Here is a 21,034-nt window from a genome sequence, read left to right as displayed (position 1 = left end):
GACGTCCAGGCCTTACGGTACGAGGACTTAGCCTTTTTTACGCTTTGACAACCTCAATTTAACGTCAAAATCAACTCTTGTACTGAAAAGAATCCTTACTAGAATACTCACCATATAGCGTTCATTTTATCGCAAACCCCCTACATATAGTATTTATCCACAGAGTTAGTCACAAGACGGCGCTGTGGATAAAACTGGGGGGACTATTTTTATTTCACGGACAGGTAAAAAACCCACATGAATCAGAGTCTGCTGGTGACAAAGCGCGACGGTGCAACCGAGCGTATCAATCTGGACAAAATCCATCGCGTTCTTGACTGGGCAGCAGAAGGACTGAACAACGTCTCTATTTCACAGGTTGAACTGCGCTCTCACATTCAGTTTTACGACGGCATCAAGACCTCTGACATCCACGAAACCATTATCAAAGCCGCGGCGGATTTGATCTCCCGCGAAGCGCCGGATTATCAGTATCTCGCTGCGCGCCTGGCCATTTTCCACCTGCGCAAAAAAGCATACGGTCAGTTTGAGCCACCAGCACTGTTAGATCACGTGTCAAAAATGGTTGAACTGGGTAAATACGACGCCCATCTGCTGGAAGACTACACGGAAGAAGAGTTCAAGCAGATGGACGGGTTTATCGACCACTGGCGCGATATGAACTTCTCCTACGCTGCGGTGAAGCAGCTTGAAGGGAAATACCTGGTTCAGAACCGCGTAACCGGCGAAATCTACGAGAGCGCTCAGTTCCTGTATATTCTGGTGGCGGCATGCCTGTTCTCTAACTATCCGCGCGATACCCGTCTGGAATACGTCAAGCGTTTCTATGATGCGGTTTCTACCTTTAAAATTTCTCTGCCTACGCCGATCATGTCTGGCGTGCGCACCCCGACGCGTCAGTTCAGCTCCTGTGTTCTGATCGAGTGCGGCGACAGCCTGGATTCCATCAACGCCACCTCCAGCGCCATTGTGAAGTACGTTTCCCAGCGTGCTGGTATCGGCATCAACGCCGGTCGCATCCGTGCGCTGGGTAGCCCAATTCGCGGCGGTGAAGCGTTCCACACCGGCTGTATCCCGTTCTATAAGCACTTCCAGACCGCAGTAAAATCCTGCTCTCAGGGCGGCGTGCGCGGCGGTGCAGCAACGCTGTTCTACCCGATGTGGCATCTTGAAGTCGAAAGCCTGCTGGTGTTGAAAAACAACCGTGGCGTTGAAGGCAACCGCGTGCGTCACATGGACTACGGTGTACAGATCAATAAGCTGATGTACACCCGTCTGCTGAAAGGCCAGGACATCACGCTGTTCAGCCCGTCCGATGTACCGGGCCTGTATGATGCGTTCTTCGCCGATCAGGATGAATTTGAACGTCTCTATACTCAGTACGAGCAAGACGACAGTATCCGTAAGCAGCGCGTGAAGGCGGTGGATCTGTTCTCTCTGATGATGCAGGAACGTGCTTCTACCGGCCGTATCTACATTCAGAACGTTGACCATTGCAACACCCACAGCCCGTTCGATCCGGCGATTGCGCCAGTGCGTCAGTCTAACCTGTGCCTGGAAATCGCTCTGCCGACCAAGCCGCTGTACGACGTTAACGATGAAAACGGTGAAATCGCGCTGTGTACGCTGTCTGCCTTTAACCTGGGCGCGATCAAGAGCCTGGCTGAACTGGAAGAATTAGCGGATCTGGCGGTTCGTGCGCTGGATGCCCTGCTGGATTATCAGGATTACCCGATTCCGGCGGCAAAACGCGGTGCAATGGGTCGTCGTACCCTGGGCATTGGCGTGATTAACTTTGCCTACTGGCTGGCGAAAAACGGCAAACGCTACTCCGATGGCAGCGCGAATAATCTGACCCACCAGACGTTTGAAGCCATTCAGTACTACCTGATGAAAGCATCGAACGAGCTGGCGAAAGAGCAAGGTGCGTGCCCGTGGTTCAACGAAACCACCTATTCGAAAGGCATCCTGCCGATCGATACCTATAAAAAAGACCTGGATGCGATCGTGAACGAGCCGCTGCATCTCGACTGGGAAGCCCTGCGCGAATCCATCAAAACGCACGGCATGCGTAACTCCACCCTGTCTGCCCTGATGCCGTCTGAAACCTCTTCGCAGATCTCTAACGCCACCAACGGCATCGAGCCGCCGCGCGGCCACGTGAGTATCAAAGCGTCGAAAGACGGCGTGCTGCGTCAAGTTGTTCCAGATTACGAGCTGTTGAAAGACAACTACGAGCTGCTGTGGGAAATGCCGAACAACGACGGTTATCTCCAGTTGGTCGGTATCATGCAGAAGTTCATCGACCAGTCGATCTCTGCGAATACCAACTACGACCCGACGCGCTTCGCGTCCGGTAAAGTGCCGATGCAGCAGTTGCTGAAAGACCTGCTGACCGCCTATAAATTTGGCGTGAAAACGCTGTACTATCACAACACCCGCGATGGTGCTGAAGATGCGCAGGACGATATGGCACCTTCAATCCAGGACGATGGCTGTGAAAGCGGCGCATGTAAGATCTGATTTTGTTGCCGGGTGGCGCGACGCTTACCCGGCCAACCGAGCTGTAGGCCCGGCAAACGAAGTACCGCCGGGCAATGCATTTCCAACAGGACACACTCATGGCATATACCACCTTTTCACAGACGAAAAACGACCAGCTCAAAGAGCCGATGTTCTTCGGTCAGCCGGTCAACGTGGCACGCTACGATCAGCAAAAATATGACATCTTCGAAAAGCTGATTGAAAAGCAACTCTCCTTCTTCTGGCGTCCGGAAGAAGTTGACGTTTCCCGCGATCGTATCGACTTTCATGCTCTGCCAGACCATGAAAAACACATCTTTCTGAGTAACCTGAAGTACCAGACGCTACTGGACTCCATCCAGGGTCGTAGTCCGAACGTCGCGCTGCTGCCACTGATCTCGATTCCAGAGCTGGAAACCTGGGTTGAAACCTGGGCGTTCTCTGAAACGATCCACTCTCGTTCGTATACCCATATTATTCGCAACATTGTTAACGATCCGGCGGTGGTGTTTGACGATATCGTCACCAACGAGCAGATCCAAAAGCGCGCAGAGGGCATTGCCCACTATTACGATGCGCTGATCGAGATGACCAGCTATTGGCATCTGCTGGGCGAAGGCACGCACAACGTCAGCGGTAAAACCGTGACCGTTAACCTGCGCGCGTTGAAGAAACAGCTGTACCTGTGCCTGATGAGTGTTAACGCACTCGAAGCGATTCGTTTCTACGTCAGCTTTGCCTGCTCATTTGCGTTCGCTGAGCGCAAGCTTATGGAAGGTAACGCCAAAATTATTCGTCTGATCGCCCGTGATGAAGCCCTGCATCTGACCGGCACCCAGCATATGCTGAACCTGCTGCGCAGCGGCGTGGACGATCCAGAAATGGCGGAAATTGCCGAAGAGAGCAAACAGGAGTGCTACGACCTGTTTGTGCTGGCCGCTCAACAGGAAAAAGAATGGGCAGATTACCTGTTCCGTGACGGCTCCATGATTGGCCTGAATAAAGATATCTTGTGCCAGTACGTGGAATATATCACCAACATCCGCATGCAGGCCGTTGGCCTGGAGCTGCCGTTCAAGACTCGCTCAAACCCGATTCCATGGATCAACACCTGGCTGGTTTCCGATAACGTGCAGGTCGCGCCGCAGGAAGTCGAAGTGAGCTCTTATCTGGTGGGTCAGATTGACTCTGAAGTGAATACTGACGACCTGAGCAGCTTCGAGCTCTGATGAGCCGCGTGACGCTGAGCCTTTCCGGTACAGAAGTGCTGTGCCGGGAAGAACACCCTTCCCTGCTGGTGGCGCTGGAATCGCATCAGGTTGAAGTGGAATATCAATGCCGTTCAGGATACTGCGGATCCTGTCGATGTCGTTTAGTCGCGGGTCAAGTTGACTGGCTGACCGAACCTCTGGCGTTTATCAACGAAGGGGAAATTTTGCCCTGCTGCTGCAGGGCAAAAGGCGATATTGAAATCGAGATGTAAAAAAGGGCCTTACGGCCCTTTTACTATTTTAAGAAACTCACCGCTTTATCCGGGAAATCCGTAAATAGCCCGTCCACCCCCGCCTGGTTATACAACACGTCGTAAAGCTGATTGACGTCCGTCGCATATTCCGGCAACTGGTCGGCACGCACCGTGTACGGATGCACCTGCATCTGACTAGCATGCGCCTCTTTCACCATTGCCGTGAGTTTCACGTGGCCCGGCGTTGAACCTTCTGCCACCAGCATATGGTAATCCGGCCCGATACCGTCCGCGTATTGTGCAATCTCCTTCATCGCACCCGGCTTAAACATCCAGTCGTAGTTGTAGTTTATCCACTTCCCGTCTGGCTGTTTTTCCTGGGTTTCATTCCAGTCGGTATAGGCGATCAGCTGCACCAGATTGAGGTCCATCCCCATCTTCGGCTCCAGCTCGTTTTTGATGCGTTTCAGTTCAGCAGCATCAAAACACTGCAAGTAAACCTTATCCTTCTTGCTGGCGTAGCCGTACTGTTTGAGTACTTCCAGTGTTTTCGCCGCAATGTCCTTCCCTTCCTGGTGATGGAACCACGGCGCTTTGATTTCTGGATAAATGCCGATATTTTTACCGGTTGAGTGGTTCAGCCCCTGAACAAACTCAATTTCCTCTTCGAAGGTATGAATACGGAAGTCAGATTTACCCATCGGAAAACGCCCCGGATAAACCTGCACCTTCTTGCCGTTTTCAATCTCAAAGCCTTCAGTAAACTTCAGTGAGCGGATCTCCGCCAGCGTAAAGTCAATGGCATAGTAGCGACCATCTTTACGGACGCGACCCGGGAAACGATCCGCCACGTCCGTCACGCGGTCAAGATAGTGGTCATGCAAGACGACCAGATAGTCGTCCTTAGTCATCACCAGATCCTGCTCAAGATAATCGGCACCCTGCGCATACGCCATCGCTTTTGCCGGCAGCGTGTGCTCCGGTAAATAGCCGCTCGCACCACGATGAGCGATCACGATTTTATCGGCTGCCAGCGCAGAGCCTGTCATTAAACTGGCCAGCAGAATGCCAGTTGCTAATTGAGTCAGCTTCATCGTAATCCTCCCTATTGACGACGCGCCTGCATTTCCGCGTGATGGCGTTTTTCGCCAAACATCACCACGATCAGCAGGATCACTGCCATAATGCTACCGCCAATCATGACCATAAATCCGCCGTCCCAGCCGAAGAAATCGACCGTATAGCCAACAATGGCACTGGCTGCAACCGAGCCGCCCAGATAACCAAACAGACCGGTAAAGCCTGCCGCCGTACCAGCCGCTTTTTTCGGTGCCAGCTCTAGCGCATGCAGACCAATCAGCATCACCGGACCGTAAATCAAGAAGCCAATCACGATCATACAGGCCATATCCACGCCCGGATTGCCCGGCGGGTTTAGCCAGTAAACGATGGTCGCAATGGTCACCAGCGTCATGAAGAAGACGCCCGTTGCGCCGCGGTTGCCCCTGAACACTTTGTCCGACATCCAGCCGCATAACAGTGTGCCTGGAATACCCGCGTACTCATACAGGAAGTAGGCCCAGGAAGACTTATCTAGCGCGAAGTGCTTCACCTCTTTCAGATAGGTTGGCGACCAGTCGAGGATGCCATAGCGCAGCAGATAGACAAACACGTTCGCGACGGCGATGTACCACAGCAGTTTGTTCGGCAGCACATACTTCATGAAGATCTGTTTCGCAGTTAGTTCTTCTTCATGCTGCGCGTTGTAATCGTCCGGATAGTCATTTTTGTACTCTTCAATCGGTGGAAGACCACAGGATTGCGGCGTATCGCGCATTAAAGCAAAGGCGATGAGCGCAATCACGATGGCACCAAACGCTGGCATATACAGCGCCGCTTTCCAGTCGTTAAACCAGGCCATCCCTAGCAGGAACAGCAGCGGTGGAATACCACCACCCACGTTGTGCGCGCAGTTCCACACTGACACGACGCCACCGCGTTCTTTCTGCGACCACCAGTGCACCATGGTACGTCCACACGGCGGCCATCCCATGCCCTGGAACCAACCGCACAGGAACAGCAGCACAAACATAATCGCAATGCTGGAGGTCGCCCATGGCACAAAGCCCATAAACAACATCACTGACGCCGCCAGGATCAACCCGGCGGGCAAGAACACGCGCGGATTCGAACGATCCGACACCGAACCCATGATGAATTTTGAAAAACCGTAGGCAATAGAAATGCCCGACAGCGCAAAGCCCAGATCGCCGCGCGAAAAGCCCTGTTCAACCAAATAAGGCATCGCCAGCGCGAAGTTTTTACGCACCAGATAATAGGCAGCATAGCCGAAGAATATTCCCAGGAAGATTTGCCAGCGCATACGGCGATATAGCGGATCGACCTCTGCTTCTGAGACGCGCGCTCGATGCGGCGCAGGTTTGAAGATACTGAGCATAATAGCCTCCGTGGCCTTGTAATAAATAACCGGGGAGTTTGCTAACCCCAGCTCCAGAGGCGGCGATGTTAAAAAATCACAGCGATTGTTACTGTGAATCAACGCACAGAATGTTACAGAAATATGACAACGTGCGCAAAAAGGCGCACGAAATCACGTTTCATTTTCGTATTGCGCTCGATTATGTTCGAAATCAAACAAACCACACTATTTATGTGGCTGAATGATAAAAAAACGAACATGAGGGAAGATAATGACAACCCGCGATCCCCGTTATGGCGATGTGATTATCATTGGTGGAGGCGCAACCGGCGCAGGCATCGCACGAGACTGCGCGCTGCGCGGTTTACGCGTGACGCTACTGGAGCGCCATGACATCGCAACCGGTGCTACTGGACGAAACCATGGTCTGCTGCACAGCGGTGCACGATACGCCGTGACCGACAACGAATCCGCCCGCGAGTGCATTGCTGAAAACCAGATTCTGAAACGTATTGCCCGTCACTGCATTGAGCCTACCGATGGCCTGTTTATCACCCTTCCTGAAGACGACCTCATGTTCCAGCAAACCTTTGTAAGCGCATGCACTGAGGCTGGCATAAATGCTCAGATACTGGACCCCGACCAGGCGCGGCGCATTGAGCCTTCGGTTAACCCAGCGCTGATTGGCGCGGTAAAAGTGCCTGACGGTACCGTCGATCCTTTCCGACTTACGGCTGCCAATATGCTTGATGCTCGGGAACATGGCGCAACCATCCTGACCGCACATGAGGTGACAGGGCTCATCCGCGAAGGCGATACCGTGCGCGGTGTGCGGGTCTACGACACGCTTTACGGGGAACACAGCGAGCTGTATGCGGGGGTAGTGGTTAACGCGGCGGGGATCTGGGGACAACGTATTGCGGAATATGCCGACCTCTCTATCCGTATGTTCCCGGCAAAAGGCTCGCTGCTTATCCTTGATCACCGAATCAATAACCACGTTATTAACCGCTGCCGTAAACCCTCTGATGCCGATATCCTGGTGCCCGGCGATACCATTTCGCTGATTGGCACCACCTCCACGCACATCGACTATCAGGATATCGACCGCAACCGCGTCACCGCTGAAGAGGTGGATACCCTGCTGCGCGAAGGAGAAAAGCTGGCACCAATCATGGCGCAAACCCGCATTCTTCGCGCTTATTCAGGTGTGCGCCCTTTGGTGGCCTGCGATAACGATCCAAGTGGACGCAACGTCAGTCGTGGCATCGTTCTTTTCGATCATGCTAAGCGCGACGGAATGGAAGGTTTTATCACCATTACCGGCGGCAAACTGATGACTTATCGATTAATGGCGCAATGGGCGACCGATGCGGTCTGCCGCAAACTGGGCAACAGTCAGCCCTGCGTCACCGCAGACCGACCTCTGCCCGGTTCGCAGGAACCCACAGAAAAGACGCTGCAAAAAATCATCTCGTTGCCAGCCCCGCTGCGAGGTTCGGCTATCTATCGTCATGGCGACCGAACGCCCAGCTGGTTAGGCGAAGGCCGCCTTAACCGTAGTCTGGTATGCGAATGCGAAGCCGTGACTGCGGGTGAAGTGCAGTATGCGGTCGAAAATCTGACGGTCAATAATCTGCTCGATTTACGTCGGCGTACTCGGGTAGGCATGGGCACCTGCCAGGGGGAACTGTGCGCCTGTCGCGCTGCCGGATTGCTACAAAGATTCAATGTCACTACCTCGGCACAATCATTAACTCAGCTCAGCGAGTTCCTCAACGAGCGCTGGAAAGGGGTGCAGCCTGTCGCCTGGGGTGACGCGCTACGCGAAAGCGAGTTTACACGCTGGGTATACCAGGGGTTATGCGGCCTGGAAAAGGAGCACCACGATGAAATTTGATACGGTGATTATCGGTGGGGGTCTGGCTGGTTTGGTCTGCGGACTCAAGCTGACGCAACGTGGGCTGCGCTGCGCGATAGTCAGTCGCGGTCAGAGCGCGTTACATTTCTCGTCAGGTTCGCTGGATCTGCTCGGTGCGCTACCCGACGGGACGACGGTCCAAAACCCGCTTTCTGTCCTGCATGCTTTGCCGCCAGAGCACCCTTATAGTCTGATAGGTTCCGGGCATATTGCGCGCCTTGCCGCCGAAACCGAAACCTTGCTGGCAACCTGCAATACCCGCCTGAAGGGGAGTTCGCAACGAAACCATCAGCGCGTAACGCCGCTTGGTACGTTGCGCCAGGCATGGTTAAGCCCTGAAGAAGTCCCCGTTGCACCTTTTCACGCACAGCGTGTTTGCGTGGTGGGCATCAGCGGTTTTCTTGATTTTCAGGCGCATCTTGCTGCGGCATCACTACGTCAGCAAGGAATGAACGCGGATACGGCAGAAATTGAATTGCCTGAACTGGATGTGCTGCGCGATAACGCCAGTGAATTCAGGGCGGTTAATATTGCCCGTTATTTGGACGGCGATGACAAATGGCCCTTGCTGTTCAGTGCGCTTGAGCCGCTTTGCAAAGGCTATGACACCCTGTATATGCCCGCCTGCTTTGGCCTGGCAGATAACCGACTGTGGCGCTGGCTCTCAGATAGACTCCCCTGCGCACTCTATTTACTTCCCACCCTTCCCCCTTCAGTACCGGGTATTCGCCTGCATAATCAACTACAGCGCCAGTTCATCGCCCAGGGTGGCGTGTGGATGGCGGGTGATGAAGTCAGAGAAGTGACGTTGACGGACGGTGCCGTCAGCGCGGTCTGGACGCGTAATCACGAGGATATCTCCCTGCGCACGCGGTTTGCCGTGCTGGCCAGCGGCAGCTTTTTCAGCAACGGATTATTGAGCAGTCGTGAAGGTGTGCGCGAAGCCGTGCTGGATCTGGACGTGCGCCAATGCGCCTCGCGTGCAGACTGGTATCAAAGCGATTTCTTCGCGCCTCAGCCATGGCAGCAATTTGGCGTTATCACCGATGCCAGTTTGCGTCCCCAGCTATCCGGTTCGCCTGTCGATAATCTTTATGCCATTGGATCGGTTTTGGGCGGATTCGATCCTATCGCCCAGGGCTGTGGCGGCGGCGTTTGCGCGATTACCGCGCTGCATGTCGCGGAGCAAATTTGCCAACGTGCGGAAGGTGAATAATGAACGATACCCGTTTTGAAAGTTGTATTAAATGCACGGTCTGCACGACCGCCTGCCCGGTCAGTAGCGTCAACCCTCGCTATCCTGGCCCTAAACAGGCCGGACCGGACGGCGAACGCCTGCGCCTGAAAGATGGCGCACTGTACGACGATGCGCTGAAATATTGCATCAACTGCAAACGCTGCGAAGTGGCATGCCCGTCCGATGTCAAAATTGGCGACATCATTCAGCGCGCCCGCGCCCGTTACAGCCAGCAAAAGCCAACGCTGCGCGATGCCATATTAAGCCACACGGATTTGATGGGTAGCTTGTCGACCCCGTTTGCTCCACTGGTCAACGCCGCGACGTCCCTTAAGCCCGTTCGGCAACTGCTTGATGTCGCTCTTAAAATCGACCATCACCGGAGCCTGCCAAAATATTCCCACGGCACATTTCGTCGCTGGTACAAATCCGTAGCAGCAGAACAAGCGCAATATGCCGACCAGACAGCGTTCTTTCACGGTTGCTACGTGAACTATAACCACCCGCAGTTAGGTAAGGATCTGATCAAAGTATTGAATGCCATGGGCACTGGCGTGCAATTGCTCAACAAAGAGAAGTGCTGCGGCGTACCGCTGATTGCCAACGGCTTTACCGAAAAGGCGCGTAAACAGGCTCAAAGCAACGTGACCTCACTGCGCGAGGCCATCAATGATAAAGGCATTCCAGTACTTGCCACGTCGTCTACCTGTACCTTCACGTTACGCGATGAGTATCCGCACCTGCTGGATGTAGATAATAGCGGCTTGCGCGAGCATATCGAACTGGCGACACGTTTTCTCTGGCGCAAGCTGGAGGGTGGCAAAACGTTGGCGTTAAATCCATTGCCGCTGAAAGTGGTGTATCACACACCCTGCCACATGGAGAAAATGGGCTGGTCGCTGTATACGCTTGAGCTATTGCGCTTGATTCCAGGGCTGGAGCTGACGGTGCTGGATTCCCGTTGCTGCGGAATTGCGGGGACCTACGGATTTAAGCGTGAAAACTATCCGACATCTCAGGCTATTGGCGCGCCGCTGTTCCAACAGATTGAAGAAAGCGGTGCAGACCTGGTGGTGACCGACTGCGAAACCTGTAAATGGCAGATTGAGATGTCCACCAGCAAACGCTGCGAACATCCCATCACTCTGTTGGCAAAATCACTGGGCTAAAACAAACCGGGGCTTTTCGGCCCCGGTTGTTATGATTCAATAAACAGTGAATCTACCACGTTAATCCAGCCGTGCTCGCTGGCCACGTCTTTGCCATTCAGCCAGCGACGCAGCATATTCAAGGCCATCATCGCGCAGACTTCCTGACGCACCTGTAAACTATGGCGCGTCACGCTCATTTTGACCCGCAACGCATGGGTCCCCTGAGGCGTGGCCAAAGCAAAGTTGAGATGCTCATCCTCAAGCCCTGTCACTGCCATCGCCAGTCCGGCAAAATGCTTCACCCGACGGTCGGCCGCCCAATGCGCGGTTTGCGCGAGGGTCTCTTCCTGCGATGGTACCACTTCGCTGGCCAGCAAGGCCGCATGTTGACGCGACAGTTGCAACGCCAGCAGGCCTCCCGTGAACTGCTCACTTAACGTCAGACTCAGCTGTCGTTCCTGTAAATGACGGGCAATTTGCGCAGGCAGGCCTTCCGTTCCTTCGAAGATCAGGCTTTCACCCGCCACACGCTGTACCTCTGGCCACAGCGCCAGCATAGCGGCCTTCTGGGTGGCAGGACCGGTAAGTTTCAGCTCGATGATAGGCATCGAGGAGCGATATCCCATCGATACCCCTTCAGGCAGCGGGAGAGGGTCGAGACTTTGCGCCAGATCGCTTTCAGAACGGCCAAACGTCGTCAGACGCAGGCAAATAGGTGGTTCAGGCAGCGTGAAGCGCTCACGTAGCCGCGGCAGAATTTCATGTTCCACCATCACTTTAAATTCAGAGGGGACGCCCGGCGTGAAGAACATCAGACAGCGATTAAGCGTAACCGCAAATCCGCATGCCGTGCCAACTGGATTATCGACCAGCTCAGCGCTGGCTGGGATTTCCGCTTGCTTACGATTGCTGGGGGCCATCACCCTGCCACGCTCGGTAAAGAAGCGTTCCATTTGCACCAGCCACTCGTTGTGCAGAACCAGCCCCTCCCCTTTTGCGGTCGCGGCGGCCAGCGCGCTAAGATCGTCACTGGTGGGGCCTAGCCCGCCGTTAACAATCAGCACATCCGCATGCTCACTGCGCTCACGAAGAATACTCACCAACGAATCGAGGTTGTCACCGACGGTATTACGTCGTGTTAAAGGTAATCCCTGCTCAAAGAAAAAATTGGCCAGCCAGGCGGCATTGGTATCAGTAATCTGTCCATGCAGCACTTCGTCGCCGGTGGATAACATCTCCACGTTTATCATTGTGTTCTCCCGCTTATATGGTGAAAACACTATAGCGCAATCAGATGGGGTGGGAAGAGGGAAACAGGCGCGGCAGAACACCGCGCCGGAAAATCAGAAACCTGCGCTCACACCAACGTACGGACCGTCGGCCAGGGCGTTGTCGCGATTGCCGTCTTTACCTGCCAGGTTCAGATAGCGATAACCTGCTTCGATAGTGATCGGACGCATGATGGTCCAGCGCGCGCCAGCGTTGGCTTCTTCATAGCTCTCGATACCGCTGGAGAGCGAATCCGGGGAGTAATAGTACTCACCAAACAGACCGAAGCTGTCGCCAATTTTCCACTGCAGACCGCCACCCACTGCCGCCGCGTAACCTTCATCACCGTCGTTAGGGTTGGTGTAGATACCTTTACCGCCGACGGTTGCCAGGAATGGCCCCAATGGCACGTTTAGCCCGAGCCCCAGGCTTGCCGCGTCGCCGTCGTCATCGTTATGCGTCCAGTTACCGCTCATCGCCAGACCTGAGGTATCAGTCCCGAGGCCAAATCCGAGGTTGGTGTAATCCTTACCCGCCTGACCGCTGATGCTAATAGCGTTAGCCGCCGCAGATACAAACATCAGGCCGCCAAGGCCTAACAATGCCACTTTTTTCATTGTAGTGATCCCGCACAAATTAATCGTAGAAAGTCCCAAACCGCGAGAGTGTAACGCGAGACCGTCAGGGATCAATGCTCTATGCGTGCGCAAGGTCTTTTGTTTGTAACGATTTGAAACTACCGCGGCTTTAGACGGATTAGTGCCCCGCAGATTGTCCACGATCAATATAAGGATATCGGAAGTTACCTAAATTAAATTGTGCTTAATACGGAAGAGTAACGAATTGATATATATAGCCCAGGGAGGCAAAAATGAGCAAAAAAGGTTTAACGACTGCGTCTGGCGCACCCGTCGCGCATAATAACAATGTTGAAACAGCGGGTCCGCGCGGTCCGATGCTACTGCAGGATGTCTGGTTTCTCGAAAAGCTGGCCCATTTTGACCGCGAGGTGATCCCCGAGCGTCGAATGCATGCGAAGGGTTCCGGTGCATACGGTTCATTCACTGTCACAAAGGATATTTCGTCGTTTACTCGGGCAAAGATTTTTTCCAGCGTTGGGAAAAAAACCGATCTCTTTCTTCGCTTTTCGACCGTAGCCGGCGAGCGCGGCGCGGCAGATGCCGAGCGCGATATTCGCGGCTTTTCGATCAAGTTTTACACCGAAGAGGGCAACTGGGATTTAGTCGGTAACAACACGCCGGTCTTTTATTTGCGCGATCCGCTTAAATTCCCTGACCTCAACCATGTGGTGAAACGTGATCCACGCACCAACCTGCGCAACGCCACCTACAAATGGGATTTCTTCTCGCAGCTACCAGAAGCGCTCCATCAGTTGACTATCGACTTTAGCGATCGCGGTCTGCCTCAATCCTATCGCACCATGCACGGCTTCGGCAGTCACGCCTTCAGCTTCATTAACAGCAAGAATGAACGTTTCTGGGTCAAATTCCACCTCAAATCTCAGCAGGGCATCCATAACCTGATGGACGATGAAGCCAGGAAAATCATTGCGGAAGACCGTGAAAGCTCGCAGCGTGATTTGTTTGGATCCATTGAAAAAGGTGATTTCCCGCGTTGGACTTTTTACGTGCAAATTATGCCGGAAGCCGACGCGTCTAAGGTGCCGTATAACCCGTTTGATTTAACCAAAGTTTGGCCGCACGGTGATTATCCACTGATTGAAGTGGGTGAGCTGGAGCTAAACCGTAACCCGGATAACTACTTCGCTGAAGTTGAGCAGGTGGCAATGTCACCGGCAAACATCGTGCCTGGCATTGGCTTCTCACCGGATAGGATGTTGCAAGGCCGGTTGTTCTCTTATGGTGATGCTCACCGTTATCGCCTGGGCGTTAATCATCATCAGATCCCAGTGAACACGCCGCGTTGCCCGTTCCATAACTATCACCGCGACGGTGCAATGCGCGTCGATGGCAACAGCGGCAACGGCGCTACTTACGAGCCAAACAGCTATAACGTTTTCCAGGAACAGCCTGATTTCAGCGAGCCACCGCTGTCACTGGAGGGTGCTGCGGATAACTGGAATCATCGTGAGGATAATGACTACTTTAGCCAGCCGCGTAAGCTGTATGAATTGCTGAGTGCGGATGAGCATCAGCGGATGTTCGAACGTATCGCAGGTGATATGCAGGACGTACCTGAATTTATCCAGCAACGTCAGATTGCGCTGTTTAGCGAAGTCCATCCAGAATATGGTGCTGGCGTAGCAAGAGCGCTGAAAATGCGTAAGTAAGCGAGATACCATTTAGCCTAACGGGAGCGTTGGCTCCCGTTTTCATAGATCAATGTCTGGCCTGCTCGACAATATCTGGTGCAAGTCCAGTCAGCCTGCTTACCGTTACTGGATCCATTCCATTTTCCAGCATGGTTTTAGCAATTCGCAAAGCTTCCTGCTGAATGCCCTCCGTTCGCCCCTGAGTCAATCCCTGAGACAGCCCCTGAGATAGACCCTTTGCCATGCCTTCTTCCCGGAGAAACTGCGCAATATTCATTAACGTTTCCTTTTGCTGCCGATCGCTGGTTCTGTTGGCTAATACGTATAAAAACGCTGCGGGATCCGCAGTATTACCGGCCTGTAGCAGATAATTTAACAACGTTTTCAGTTGCGTATCGTTAGTGTATCCCAGCGCCAGTAAACTCACCAGTTGCTCCTGAAGCTCAAGCATATCCCTGTGTCGAACATGCTTTTGCAGTAACTCAAGCATTGCGACGCGGCGATGCTGCATAATGGATTCATCAGGTAGCACAGTGATGTCAATTATCGGGAAAGCTTCTGTGTACAACGCTTTTGCTTCCTGGGGAAGCTGAAAGGCGTCTAGCCAGCGAGTCGACCAAGGGTAAGGCGAGGCTTTACCATGGTAAAAAAGCAGCGGTATCACAAGCGGAAGCTCGCGATGGCCTTTATCAAGATGGCGCTGCATGGCCGCTATCGCATAACGCATCAAGCGAAAAGCCATGTTCTTGTCCGGCGAGCTTTGATGTTCAATCAATGCGTAAACGTACCCTTGGCCCGAGGACGTTTTCAATGAATAAAGGATATCCGAGTAACAGAGCCGAAGATCCTCTTCGACAAAACTCCCCGACTCAAGACGTAAAGTAGATAAATCACAGAGCGAAAGTAATCGCTCATTTAAATGTATCGTTAAAAAATCTCGTGCCGTATCACTATGCGATAGCACTTTTCGAAAGACTGCGTCATGCGGTGTTGGAGATGATGAGTTATGCATAATTTTCCCTACCCAATCCTTTGGGCGGAAACTATCACAACACACATCACGGGTATTTTTCGCTGTTCAGTTTACCGAGGAGGTTCGCAAGTCAGCCCTTCAGCACCGCGTTCACCCATTGTTGAAGCGCTTTACGCGAAACTTTAATCCCACCATGTTTAAGTTCAGCGGGCATGATCAACCAATGCAACGGCTGCTGAAAACGGGCCAGCTTTTCGCGTACCCATTCAGGGAAGCCGGCGATATTCGCATTTTCTTCACACTCAACCACAGCCACCGGGCGTTGACCAAATTCGGCATCATCCAGAGGCACCACGAAAACCTGGCTTATCTGCGGATGCGCAACGATAACCCGCTCCAGCTCTTCTGGCTGTATCCCTTCGCCGCCGCTGAAGAATAGATTATCCAGACGCCCAATTATTGTCAGACGCCCTTCATTCAGCTCACCGCGATCGCGAGTGGCAAACCAGCCTTGTTCGTTGGTGAGCGGGATAAGCGTCTCATCACGCCAGTACCCGCTGGCTATACTTGCTGACTTTAGCCACACTTCACCATCCACAATCCTGACCTCACGGCCGGGCAGTGCCACGCCGACATCGGGTTTACCGTCGGCTTCTTTTGCGCAGACCGTTGAAGCAAATTCGGTCAGACCGTAACCGCACCAGCAGCGAATCTCCTCTTCCTGCGCCTTAACCGTTAAGTCCACGGGGATTGCCGCGCCCCCCAACAACACAGCGTTGAGTGAGAGAGGAGTCTGAGTATTCAAAAGCCGCCAGAGCTGTGTCGGTACCAAAGACGCGTGAGTACATCCCTGAAGCATCAGCTCCAGCGGTTGTTTTTCACGCACGGTTAACCGTGCCCCAGCCAGTAGCCAGCGCCACATAATGCCCTGCCCCGACACGTGGAATAGCGGTAGCGACAGTAACCAGTCATCTTCACCACCGTAGGGCATCAGCGCCACTACCCCATTGGCACTGGCAAGATGAGCGGAGCAAGTATGTACGGCGGCTTTAGGAAGTCCTGTAGAACCTGAGGTCAGCGTCATGGAGGCCAGGCGATCCGGTTGCCAGTGTGTCGCAAAGCTTCCCGTTTGTTCAAACAAGGCAAGCGGTGTTACACCGTGATATTCCCCCTCCAGCACGAGCGCAAAACGCAGCGTCATTTGCGGGATTAGCACGTCGAGCAATGGGCGGGGTAATTGAGGGTTCACCGGTAAAATACGTGCACCACATTGCAACAAGGAAAGCCAGGCCAGCAGCGTGCCCGGATGATTTTGCGCCAAGAGCATTACCCCATCACCTTCGCGTACGCCCTGATGATGAAAGCCACTGGCCAGCGCGTCAATGCGTTGGCAAAGCTGTTGCCAGCTCAGGATGTCGTCATTCAGGCGCAGTGCAGGTTTATCCGCATGCTGTTTGCACCAGTGTCGCCACGGCCAGTCGGTAAAACTCATAGCAGCGGCTCCAGCGCCTCAACGTTCAGGCATGGAAGCGAGCTTTGCGGCCACTGACGGATAAGCTGCGACTGCATCAGATTCAACGTATCAAGCCCCGGAACGGTTTGCGGCGTTAACCATGCCGCAATACGCGCCAGCTGTGTCAAGCCAAGACTCGATTCAATGGATGAACTGATCACCGCAGTGAGCCCTAACGCATGGGCTTTTTCGACCTGCTCACGTACGATCGAAAGGCTACCCGTTAGCGTCGGTTTGATCACCACAGCACTTACGCCCGGCTCAGTGATGAACTGGAAATCTGCCTCACGCAGACTTTCATCCCAGGCGATAGCAATCCCGGTTTCCTGTGCAAATGCCCGCGAATCGTCGCGGGTTTTACACGGCTCTTCCAGAAAAGCGATCCGGTCGCGATACGCCGGATTGACGTATTTCGCAAACTGCTGCGCCTTGAGCGGCGTCCAGGCACGGTTGGCGTCCAGGCGCAGGCGCAAATCCGGAATGGCTTCCAGCAGCAGGTTTACCACCATGCCGTCACGCACCGCTTCATAAAGACCCACTTTCACTTTTGCCACTTTCTCACCCGGCATAGCGGAAAGCACGGCGAACAGCTCATCGGGGTCGCCTGTACATAACGGAGCCGCACGGTAATTTGCCTCGTCGGGCAGACTGCCATCCAGCTCAGCCAACGCGCAGCTGATCCCGAAGGCAGCAGAAGGAACGCCCGGTAGTACCGGTGAGTTGCCTTCACGCCAGGCAACAGCCCACGTGAGCAGAGCCACCTGAGCCTCCTCCAGCGATTCCTGGCTAAACCCCGGTAGCGGCGAGATCTCACCCCAGCCTTCCTGTTCATCGTCTTGCAAATGAACAAAAAGGCCGTCACGGGTTTTTAACCGCCGTTCACGCAGCACCACGCCCGCGTCCATAGGTATCTGCCAGCGGTAAACCTGCGCGCGACGCATTACGGGTTACGCTTGTATTTACTGAAATCAGGCTGGCGCTTTTCGTTAAACGCGTTGCGGCCTTCCTGACCCTCTTCAGTCATGTAGAACAGCATAGTGGCGTTACCCGCAAGCTCCTGCAGACCCGCCTGACCGTCGCAGTCGGCGTTCAGTGCGGCTTTCAGACAGCGCAGCGCCATCGGGCTATTTTGCAGCATTTCGCGACACCAGCGCACGGTCTCTTTTTCCAGATCGGCGATCGGAACCACGGTGTTGACCAGGCCCATGTCCAGCGCCTCTTTCGCATCGTACTGACGGCACAGGAACCAGATTTCACGCGCTTTTTTCTGACCAACAATCCGCGCCATGTAGGACGCCCCCCAGCCACCATCGAAGGAACCGACCTTCGGGCCAGTCTGCCCAAAGACGGCATTTTCTGCGGCAATTGTCAGGTCACACATCATGTGCAGCACATGGCCACCACCGATAGAGTAGCCAGCAACCATCGCTACCACCGGTTTCGGACAGGTACGAATTTGACGCTGGAAGTCGAGCACGTTCAGGTGATGTACGCCTGAATCGTCCTGATATCCGCCGTAGTCACCGCGCACTTTCTGATCGCCGCCCGCGCAAAAGGCTTTATCACCTTCTCCGGTCAACACGATCGCGCCGATATTGTCGTCGTAGCGCGCATCGGCCATCGCCAGCATCATCTCTTTAACGGTCAGCGGACGAAAGGCGTTACGCACCTGCGGACGGTTGATGGTGATTTTAGCGATACCATCGGCAGATTTGTGATAGCGAATGTCGGTGTAACCTTCGGAGCAGTCTTGCCATTCAACCGGTGCATATAACATGTGTTCATCAGGATAGATCATGGAGTGTCCTTTGTTCGAAGACGCAGTATCTGCGCCAGACTCGCGGCAACCGCTGCGGGATTGTCCCGATGGGCGTTGTGTCCGGCATTAGGAATCGCATGGCGTTCGGCACACAGCTTTGCAGCAATCGCTGCAAATTTGTCATCCCGCTCGCCGTATAAATAATGAAAGGGGTATGAAAGGATACTCAATGCCGCGCGGAGATCGGGCTGTTCTGCAAGCGAAGTCGCCTGAAGCATCTCCGCCAGCGCCAGGCCGCTGTTTTGGCGGCGTAATGTCACCAGATCCTGTCGCTGCATATCAGTTAAAGACGCAAACACGGGCTGTTGATACCAGTCAGAAAACACAGAATCCAGGGGCTCATCAGCAAAACGTGTCGCCCAGCGCCTGTCCACAAGACGCCTGTTTTCGCGCGCCTGCGCGCAGTCCAGCCCAGGATGCCCACCTTCGACAATCAATCCGCATAGCCCCGTTGGCTGCTGACACGCGTGATACATGGCGATACGACCGCCAAGCGAATACCCCACCAGCCAATATTTAAGTATGTTGTAACTAACAAAGGTGTCGTTAAGCAATTTGCTGACACCGCTGAACCCAGACACGCTCATTTGACTGGAAGCACCGTGCCCGGGCAAATCAAGATGCAGCTGTGGATAGTCGGGCAGATGCTTACCGACCTCTTGCCACTCGCGACAATCCCCGGAAAAACCGTGCAGAAAGATCAGCCAGGGATACCCCGACTTTCCTGCACGCGTTTCACCGGCAAGATTCATAGATGGCTCACCTGCGCCAACAGGTTCTGCAATTTCTGCGCCCCGTCCGAATCATTGACCACCAGTTCAATCAACGTGGCTCCGGGCCGTCGCCAGGCACGGCTAAGCGCGTCATCTAAATCCGACCAGCTTTCCGGGCAATGGTATTTGAGGCTGAACATGGCCGCCGCGTGCTCAAACTGAACGTTTTGCGGCATCAGGTAGAAGCGCTCGCGCTCGCTTTGCGGCGTTGGCAACAGGGAAAATATCTGTCCGCCGTTGTTATTCACCACGATCAGCACAAACGGTGCCGATACCTGGCGCAGTAATGCCAGCGCGTTAAGATCGTAAAGCGCGGATAAATCCCCAACGATGGCTAGCGTCGATTTTGCACTGGCACGCTGCACGCCAGCCGCGGTAGCAATCAGGCCATCAATGCCGCTGGCACCACGGTTGCTATAAACCGGATAGCCTGCCGGCAGTTGAGAAAGCGCATCAATTAGGCGCACCACCAGGCTATTGCCGACGAAGAGCTGTCCTTGTTCTGGCAAATAGCGACGAATACGGTGTGCCAGTTCAGCTTCACCAAAACCTTCGCATTGCTGCGCCGTCAGTTGCCATGCCTGCTGTGAAAGCACCGGTGTCTCAGTGGCCCAGGGTTGCCGTTTTTCCGCCGGATGCTGCTCAAGCCAATCGCCGATGTCATTCACCAGACGGCGGCCACGATGATGCGCAGGATCCAATCGCCCTTCAAGCGGATCGACAAGCCAATACTCTTGTGGCTCGCAGGTGGTCTGCCACTGTAGCAGACGCTTGCCGGTCAGACTCGTACCAAGCTGAATAACGATTTGTGCCCTGGACAACTCGGTGACAGCCCTGGCATTGCCCAACCATAAATCCGCACAAGGCAAGGGTTGTCCCGTCTGCGAAAGCACATCACCGATCAGCGGCCAGCCGAGCGTTTGTGCCCATTCTGCTGCCAGTTTGCCCTCAGCTGCGCTCATACGCCCGGCGAGAATGACGCCGCGTTTCTGCCGCCAGAAGAACCAGTCACGCTGCTTCGCGCTTTGCAGATGCGTTTGCGCCTGCAACCAGGGTTTATCACTTTGCCACCAGTTACCGAGCGATTGTTGCCAGTCGAGACCGGTATCGTCCATTTCGCCATACAGCGGCTCGGCAAACGGACAGTTAATATGCAACGCGCCGCTGCGCAGTGAGCCAAGCGCATCGTCCAGCGTCGACACCAGCCAGCTTGCCGGAATGTCCTGCGTGGGGCGCGGTAAAGAGAGAGCCTGCGAGGGATGCGAGGCAAAAATCCCCGGCTGGCGAATCGCCTGATTTGCGCCACAGTCAATCAACTCTGGCGGCCTATCGGCCGTGAGCAAGATCAGTTTTTCACCCGTCAGTCCGGCTTCGATAAGCGCCGGATAGAGATTGGCGACAGCGGTACCGGACGTCACAATCACCGCGACGGGCGCTTGACTGACTTTTGCCAAACCCAGCGCCAGATGGCCAAGGCCACGCTCGTCAAAATGGGTGTGATGAATGAATGCGCGATTTTCTGCCGCCGCGAGCGTCAGCGGCGTAGAGCGGGAACCTGGCGCAATGCACACATGCCTGACGCCATGGCGCGTCAGGGCTTCGAGAATGACCGCCGCCCAGCGTCGGTTAAAAGAACTTACTGACATGAAATTGTCCG

At 54.3% G+C, this 21,034-nt stretch carries 17 protein-coding genes; 7 read left to right on the top strand and 10 right to left on the bottom strand.

Annotated features, from left to right (window positions below; all coding sequences use genetic code 11):
- The first annotated feature begins 237 nt into the window (after positions 1-237).
- The 3 genes from nrdA (at position 238) to yfaE (ending at position 4,006) form a co-directional block, all read left to right on the top strand.
- Complete coding sequence (gene nrdA / locus AC6EMZ_RS07405) at positions 238-2,523, top strand: class 1a ribonucleoside-diphosphate reductase subunit alpha (RefSeq protein WP_498401818.1); 2,286 nt, start codon at positions 238-240, stop codon at positions 2,521-2,523.
- A 98-nt stretch (positions 2,524-2,621) separates the two neighbouring features.
- On the top strand, positions 2,622-3,752 hold the full coding sequence (gene nrdB / locus AC6EMZ_RS07400; protein WP_498401817.1) for a class Ia ribonucleoside-diphosphate reductase subunit beta: 1,131 nt from the start codon (positions 2,622-2,624) through the stop codon (positions 3,750-3,752).
- Positions 3,752-4,006, top strand: a complete 255-nt coding sequence (gene yfaE, locus AC6EMZ_RS07395; RefSeq protein ID WP_498401816.1) for a class I ribonucleotide reductase maintenance protein YfaE — start codon at positions 3,752-3,754, stop codon at positions 4,004-4,006. The genes nrdB and yfaE overlap by 1 nt, the downstream gene beginning before the upstream one ends.
- 23 nt (positions 4,007-4,029) lie before the next feature.
- On the opposite strand, the gene glpQ is transcribed toward yfaE, so the two are convergent.
- On the bottom strand, positions 4,030-5,082 hold the full coding sequence (gene glpQ, locus AC6EMZ_RS07390) for a glycerophosphodiester phosphodiesterase (protein ID WP_498401815.1): 1,053 nt from the start codon (positions 5,080-5,082) through the stop codon (positions 4,030-4,032).
- An 11-nt stretch (positions 5,083-5,093) separates the two neighbouring features.
- A complete protein-coding gene (gene glpT / locus AC6EMZ_RS07385) occupies positions 5,094-6,446 on the bottom strand; it encodes a glycerol-3-phosphate transporter (RefSeq protein ID WP_498401814.1) in 1,353 nt (450 codons plus the stop codon).
- Between the two features lie 253 nt (positions 6,447-6,699).
- On the opposite strand from glpT, the gene glpA reads away from it, so the two are divergent.
- The 3 genes from glpA to glpC are packed head-to-tail and all read left to right on the top strand — an operon-like array spanning position 6,700 to position 10,755.
- On the top strand, positions 6,700-8,328 hold the full coding sequence (gene glpA / locus AC6EMZ_RS07380) for an anaerobic glycerol-3-phosphate dehydrogenase subunit A (RefSeq protein WP_498401813.1): 1,629 nt from the start codon (positions 6,700-6,702) through the stop codon (positions 8,326-8,328).
- On the top strand, positions 8,318-9,565 hold the full coding sequence (gene glpB / locus AC6EMZ_RS07375) for a glycerol-3-phosphate dehydrogenase subunit GlpB (RefSeq protein ID WP_498401812.1): 1,248 nt from the start codon (positions 8,318-8,320) through the stop codon (positions 9,563-9,565). Before glpA ends, glpB begins: the two co-directional genes overlap by 11 nt.
- Positions 9,565-10,755: an anaerobic glycerol-3-phosphate dehydrogenase subunit GlpC gene (glpC, locus tag AC6EMZ_RS07370; protein ID WP_498401811.1), complete on the top strand. Its 1,191-nt coding sequence runs from the start codon at positions 9,565-9,567 to the stop codon at positions 10,753-10,755. The genes glpB and glpC overlap by 1 nt, the downstream gene beginning before the upstream one ends.
- Before the next feature lie 29 nt (positions 10,756-10,784).
- Here the strand turns inward: glpC and AC6EMZ_RS07365 are convergent, their stop codons facing one another.
- Both AC6EMZ_RS07365 and AC6EMZ_RS07360 read right to left on the bottom strand, forming a co-directional pair.
- Complete coding sequence (locus AC6EMZ_RS07365) at positions 10,785-11,987, bottom strand: nicotinamide mononucleotide deamidase-related protein YfaY (RefSeq protein ID WP_498401810.1); 1,203 nt, start codon at positions 11,985-11,987, stop codon at positions 10,785-10,787.
- 93 nt (positions 11,988-12,080) lie between these two features.
- Positions 12,081-12,623 carry a YfaZ family outer membrane protein gene (locus AC6EMZ_RS07360; RefSeq protein ID WP_498401809.1) on the bottom strand — a complete coding sequence of 181 codons (543 nt, stop codon included), beginning with the start codon at positions 12,621-12,623 and terminating at the stop codon, positions 12,081-12,083.
- 254 nt (positions 12,624-12,877) lie between these two features.
- Here AC6EMZ_RS07360 and AC6EMZ_RS07355 point away from each other — a divergent pair, with 254 nt between their 5' ends.
- The gene (locus AC6EMZ_RS07355) at positions 12,878-14,317 is read left to right on the top strand and encodes a catalase (RefSeq protein ID WP_498401808.1); all 1,440 of its coding nucleotides are present in this window, start codon (positions 12,878-12,880) and stop codon (positions 14,315-14,317) included.
- Between the two features lie 49 nt (positions 14,318-14,366).
- On the opposite strand, the gene AC6EMZ_RS07350 is transcribed toward AC6EMZ_RS07355, so the two are convergent.
- The 6 genes from AC6EMZ_RS07350 to menD form a co-directional block, all read right to left on the bottom strand.
- The gene (locus tag AC6EMZ_RS07350; RefSeq protein WP_498401807.1) at positions 14,367-15,311 is read right to left on the bottom strand and encodes an Rpn family recombination-promoting nuclease/putative transposase; all 945 of its coding nucleotides are present in this window, start codon (positions 15,309-15,311) and stop codon (positions 14,367-14,369) included.
- Between the two features lie 91 nt (positions 15,312-15,402).
- Positions 15,403-16,764, bottom strand: coding sequence for an o-succinylbenzoate--CoA ligase (gene menE / locus AC6EMZ_RS07345; protein WP_498401806.1), 1,362 nt, complete (start codon positions 16,762-16,764; stop codon positions 15,403-15,405).
- Positions 16,761-17,726, bottom strand: a complete 966-nt coding sequence (gene menC, locus AC6EMZ_RS07340; RefSeq protein WP_498401805.1) for an o-succinylbenzoate synthase — start codon at positions 17,724-17,726, stop codon at positions 16,761-16,763. The genes menE and menC overlap by 4 nt, the downstream gene beginning before the upstream one ends.
- Positions 17,726-18,583, bottom strand: a complete 858-nt coding sequence (menB, locus tag AC6EMZ_RS07335; protein WP_498401804.1) for a 1,4-dihydroxy-2-naphthoyl-CoA synthase — start codon at positions 18,581-18,583, stop codon at positions 17,726-17,728. The genes menC and menB overlap by 1 nt, the downstream gene beginning before the upstream one ends.
- A complete protein-coding gene (gene menH / locus AC6EMZ_RS07330; RefSeq protein ID WP_498401803.1) occupies positions 18,580-19,356 on the bottom strand; it encodes a 2-succinyl-6-hydroxy-2,4-cyclohexadiene-1-carboxylate synthase in 777 nt (258 codons plus the stop codon). The genes menB and menH overlap by 4 nt, the downstream gene beginning before the upstream one ends.
- A complete protein-coding gene (gene menD / locus AC6EMZ_RS07325) occupies positions 19,353-21,023 on the bottom strand; it encodes a 2-succinyl-5-enolpyruvyl-6-hydroxy-3-cyclohexene-1-carboxylic-acid synthase (protein ID WP_498401802.1) in 1,671 nt (556 codons plus the stop codon). The genes menH and menD overlap by 4 nt, the downstream gene beginning before the upstream one ends.
- Positions 21,024-21,034 lie beyond the last annotated feature (11 nt).

This window comes from Enterobacter sp. SCRI0065 (assembly GCF_059766475.1).
This window is presented reverse-complemented; position numbering and strand designations above follow the sequence as displayed.

Bases quoted from the DNA above. Each gene is read 5' to 3' on its own strand.
- nrdB (WP_498401817.1), top strand. From the start codon at position 2,622: ATGGCATATACCACCTTTTCACAGACGAAAAACGACCAGCTCAAAGAG.
- menC (WP_498401805.1), bottom strand. From the start codon at position 17,726: ATGCGTCGCGCGCAGGTTTACCGCTGGCAGATACCTATGGACGCGGGC.
- AC6EMZ_RS07350 (WP_498401807.1), bottom strand. From the start codon at position 15,311: ATGCATAACTCATCATCTCCAACACCGCATGACGCAGTCTTTCGAAAA.
- yfaE (WP_498401816.1), top strand. From the start codon at position 3,752: ATGAGCCGCGTGACGCTGAGCCTTTCCGGTACAGAAGTGCTGTGCCGG.
- glpQ (WP_498401815.1), bottom strand. From the start codon at position 5,082: ATGAAGCTGACTCAATTAGCAACTGGCATTCTGCTGGCCAGTTTAATG.
- menD (WP_498401802.1), bottom strand. From the start codon at position 21,023: ATGTCAGTAAGTTCTTTTAACCGACGCTGGGCGGCGGTCATTCTCGAA.
- glpA (WP_498401813.1), top strand. From the start codon at position 6,700: ATGACAACCCGCGATCCCCGTTATGGCGATGTGATTATCATTGGTGGA.
- AC6EMZ_RS07360 (WP_498401809.1), bottom strand. From the start codon at position 12,623: ATGAAAAAAGTGGCATTGTTAGGCCTTGGCGGCCTGATGTTTGTATCT.
- menE (WP_498401806.1), bottom strand. From the start codon at position 16,764: ATGAGTTTTACCGACTGGCCGTGGCGACACTGGTGCAAACAGCATGCG.
- AC6EMZ_RS07365 (WP_498401810.1), bottom strand. From the start codon at position 11,987: ATGATAAACGTGGAGATGTTATCCACCGGCGACGAAGTGCTGCATGGA.
- glpC (WP_498401811.1), top strand. From the start codon at position 9,565: ATGAACGATACCCGTTTTGAAAGTTGTATTAAATGCACGGTCTGCACG.
- AC6EMZ_RS07355 (WP_498401808.1), top strand. From the start codon at position 12,878: ATGAGCAAAAAAGGTTTAACGACTGCGTCTGGCGCACCCGTCGCGCAT.
- glpB (WP_498401812.1), top strand. From the start codon at position 8,318: ATGAAATTTGATACGGTGATTATCGGTGGGGGTCTGGCTGGTTTGGTC.
- glpT (WP_498401814.1), bottom strand. From the start codon at position 6,446: ATGCTCAGTATCTTCAAACCTGCGCCGCATCGAGCGCGCGTCTCAGAA.
- menH (WP_498401803.1), bottom strand. From the start codon at position 19,356: ATGAATCTTGCCGGTGAAACGCGTGCAGGAAAGTCGGGGTATCCCTGG.
- menB (WP_498401804.1), bottom strand. From the start codon at position 18,583: ATGATCTATCCTGATGAACACATGTTATATGCACCGGTTGAATGGCAA.
- nrdA (WP_498401818.1), top strand. From the start codon at position 238: ATGAATCAGAGTCTGCTGGTGACAAAGCGCGACGGTGCAACCGAGCGT.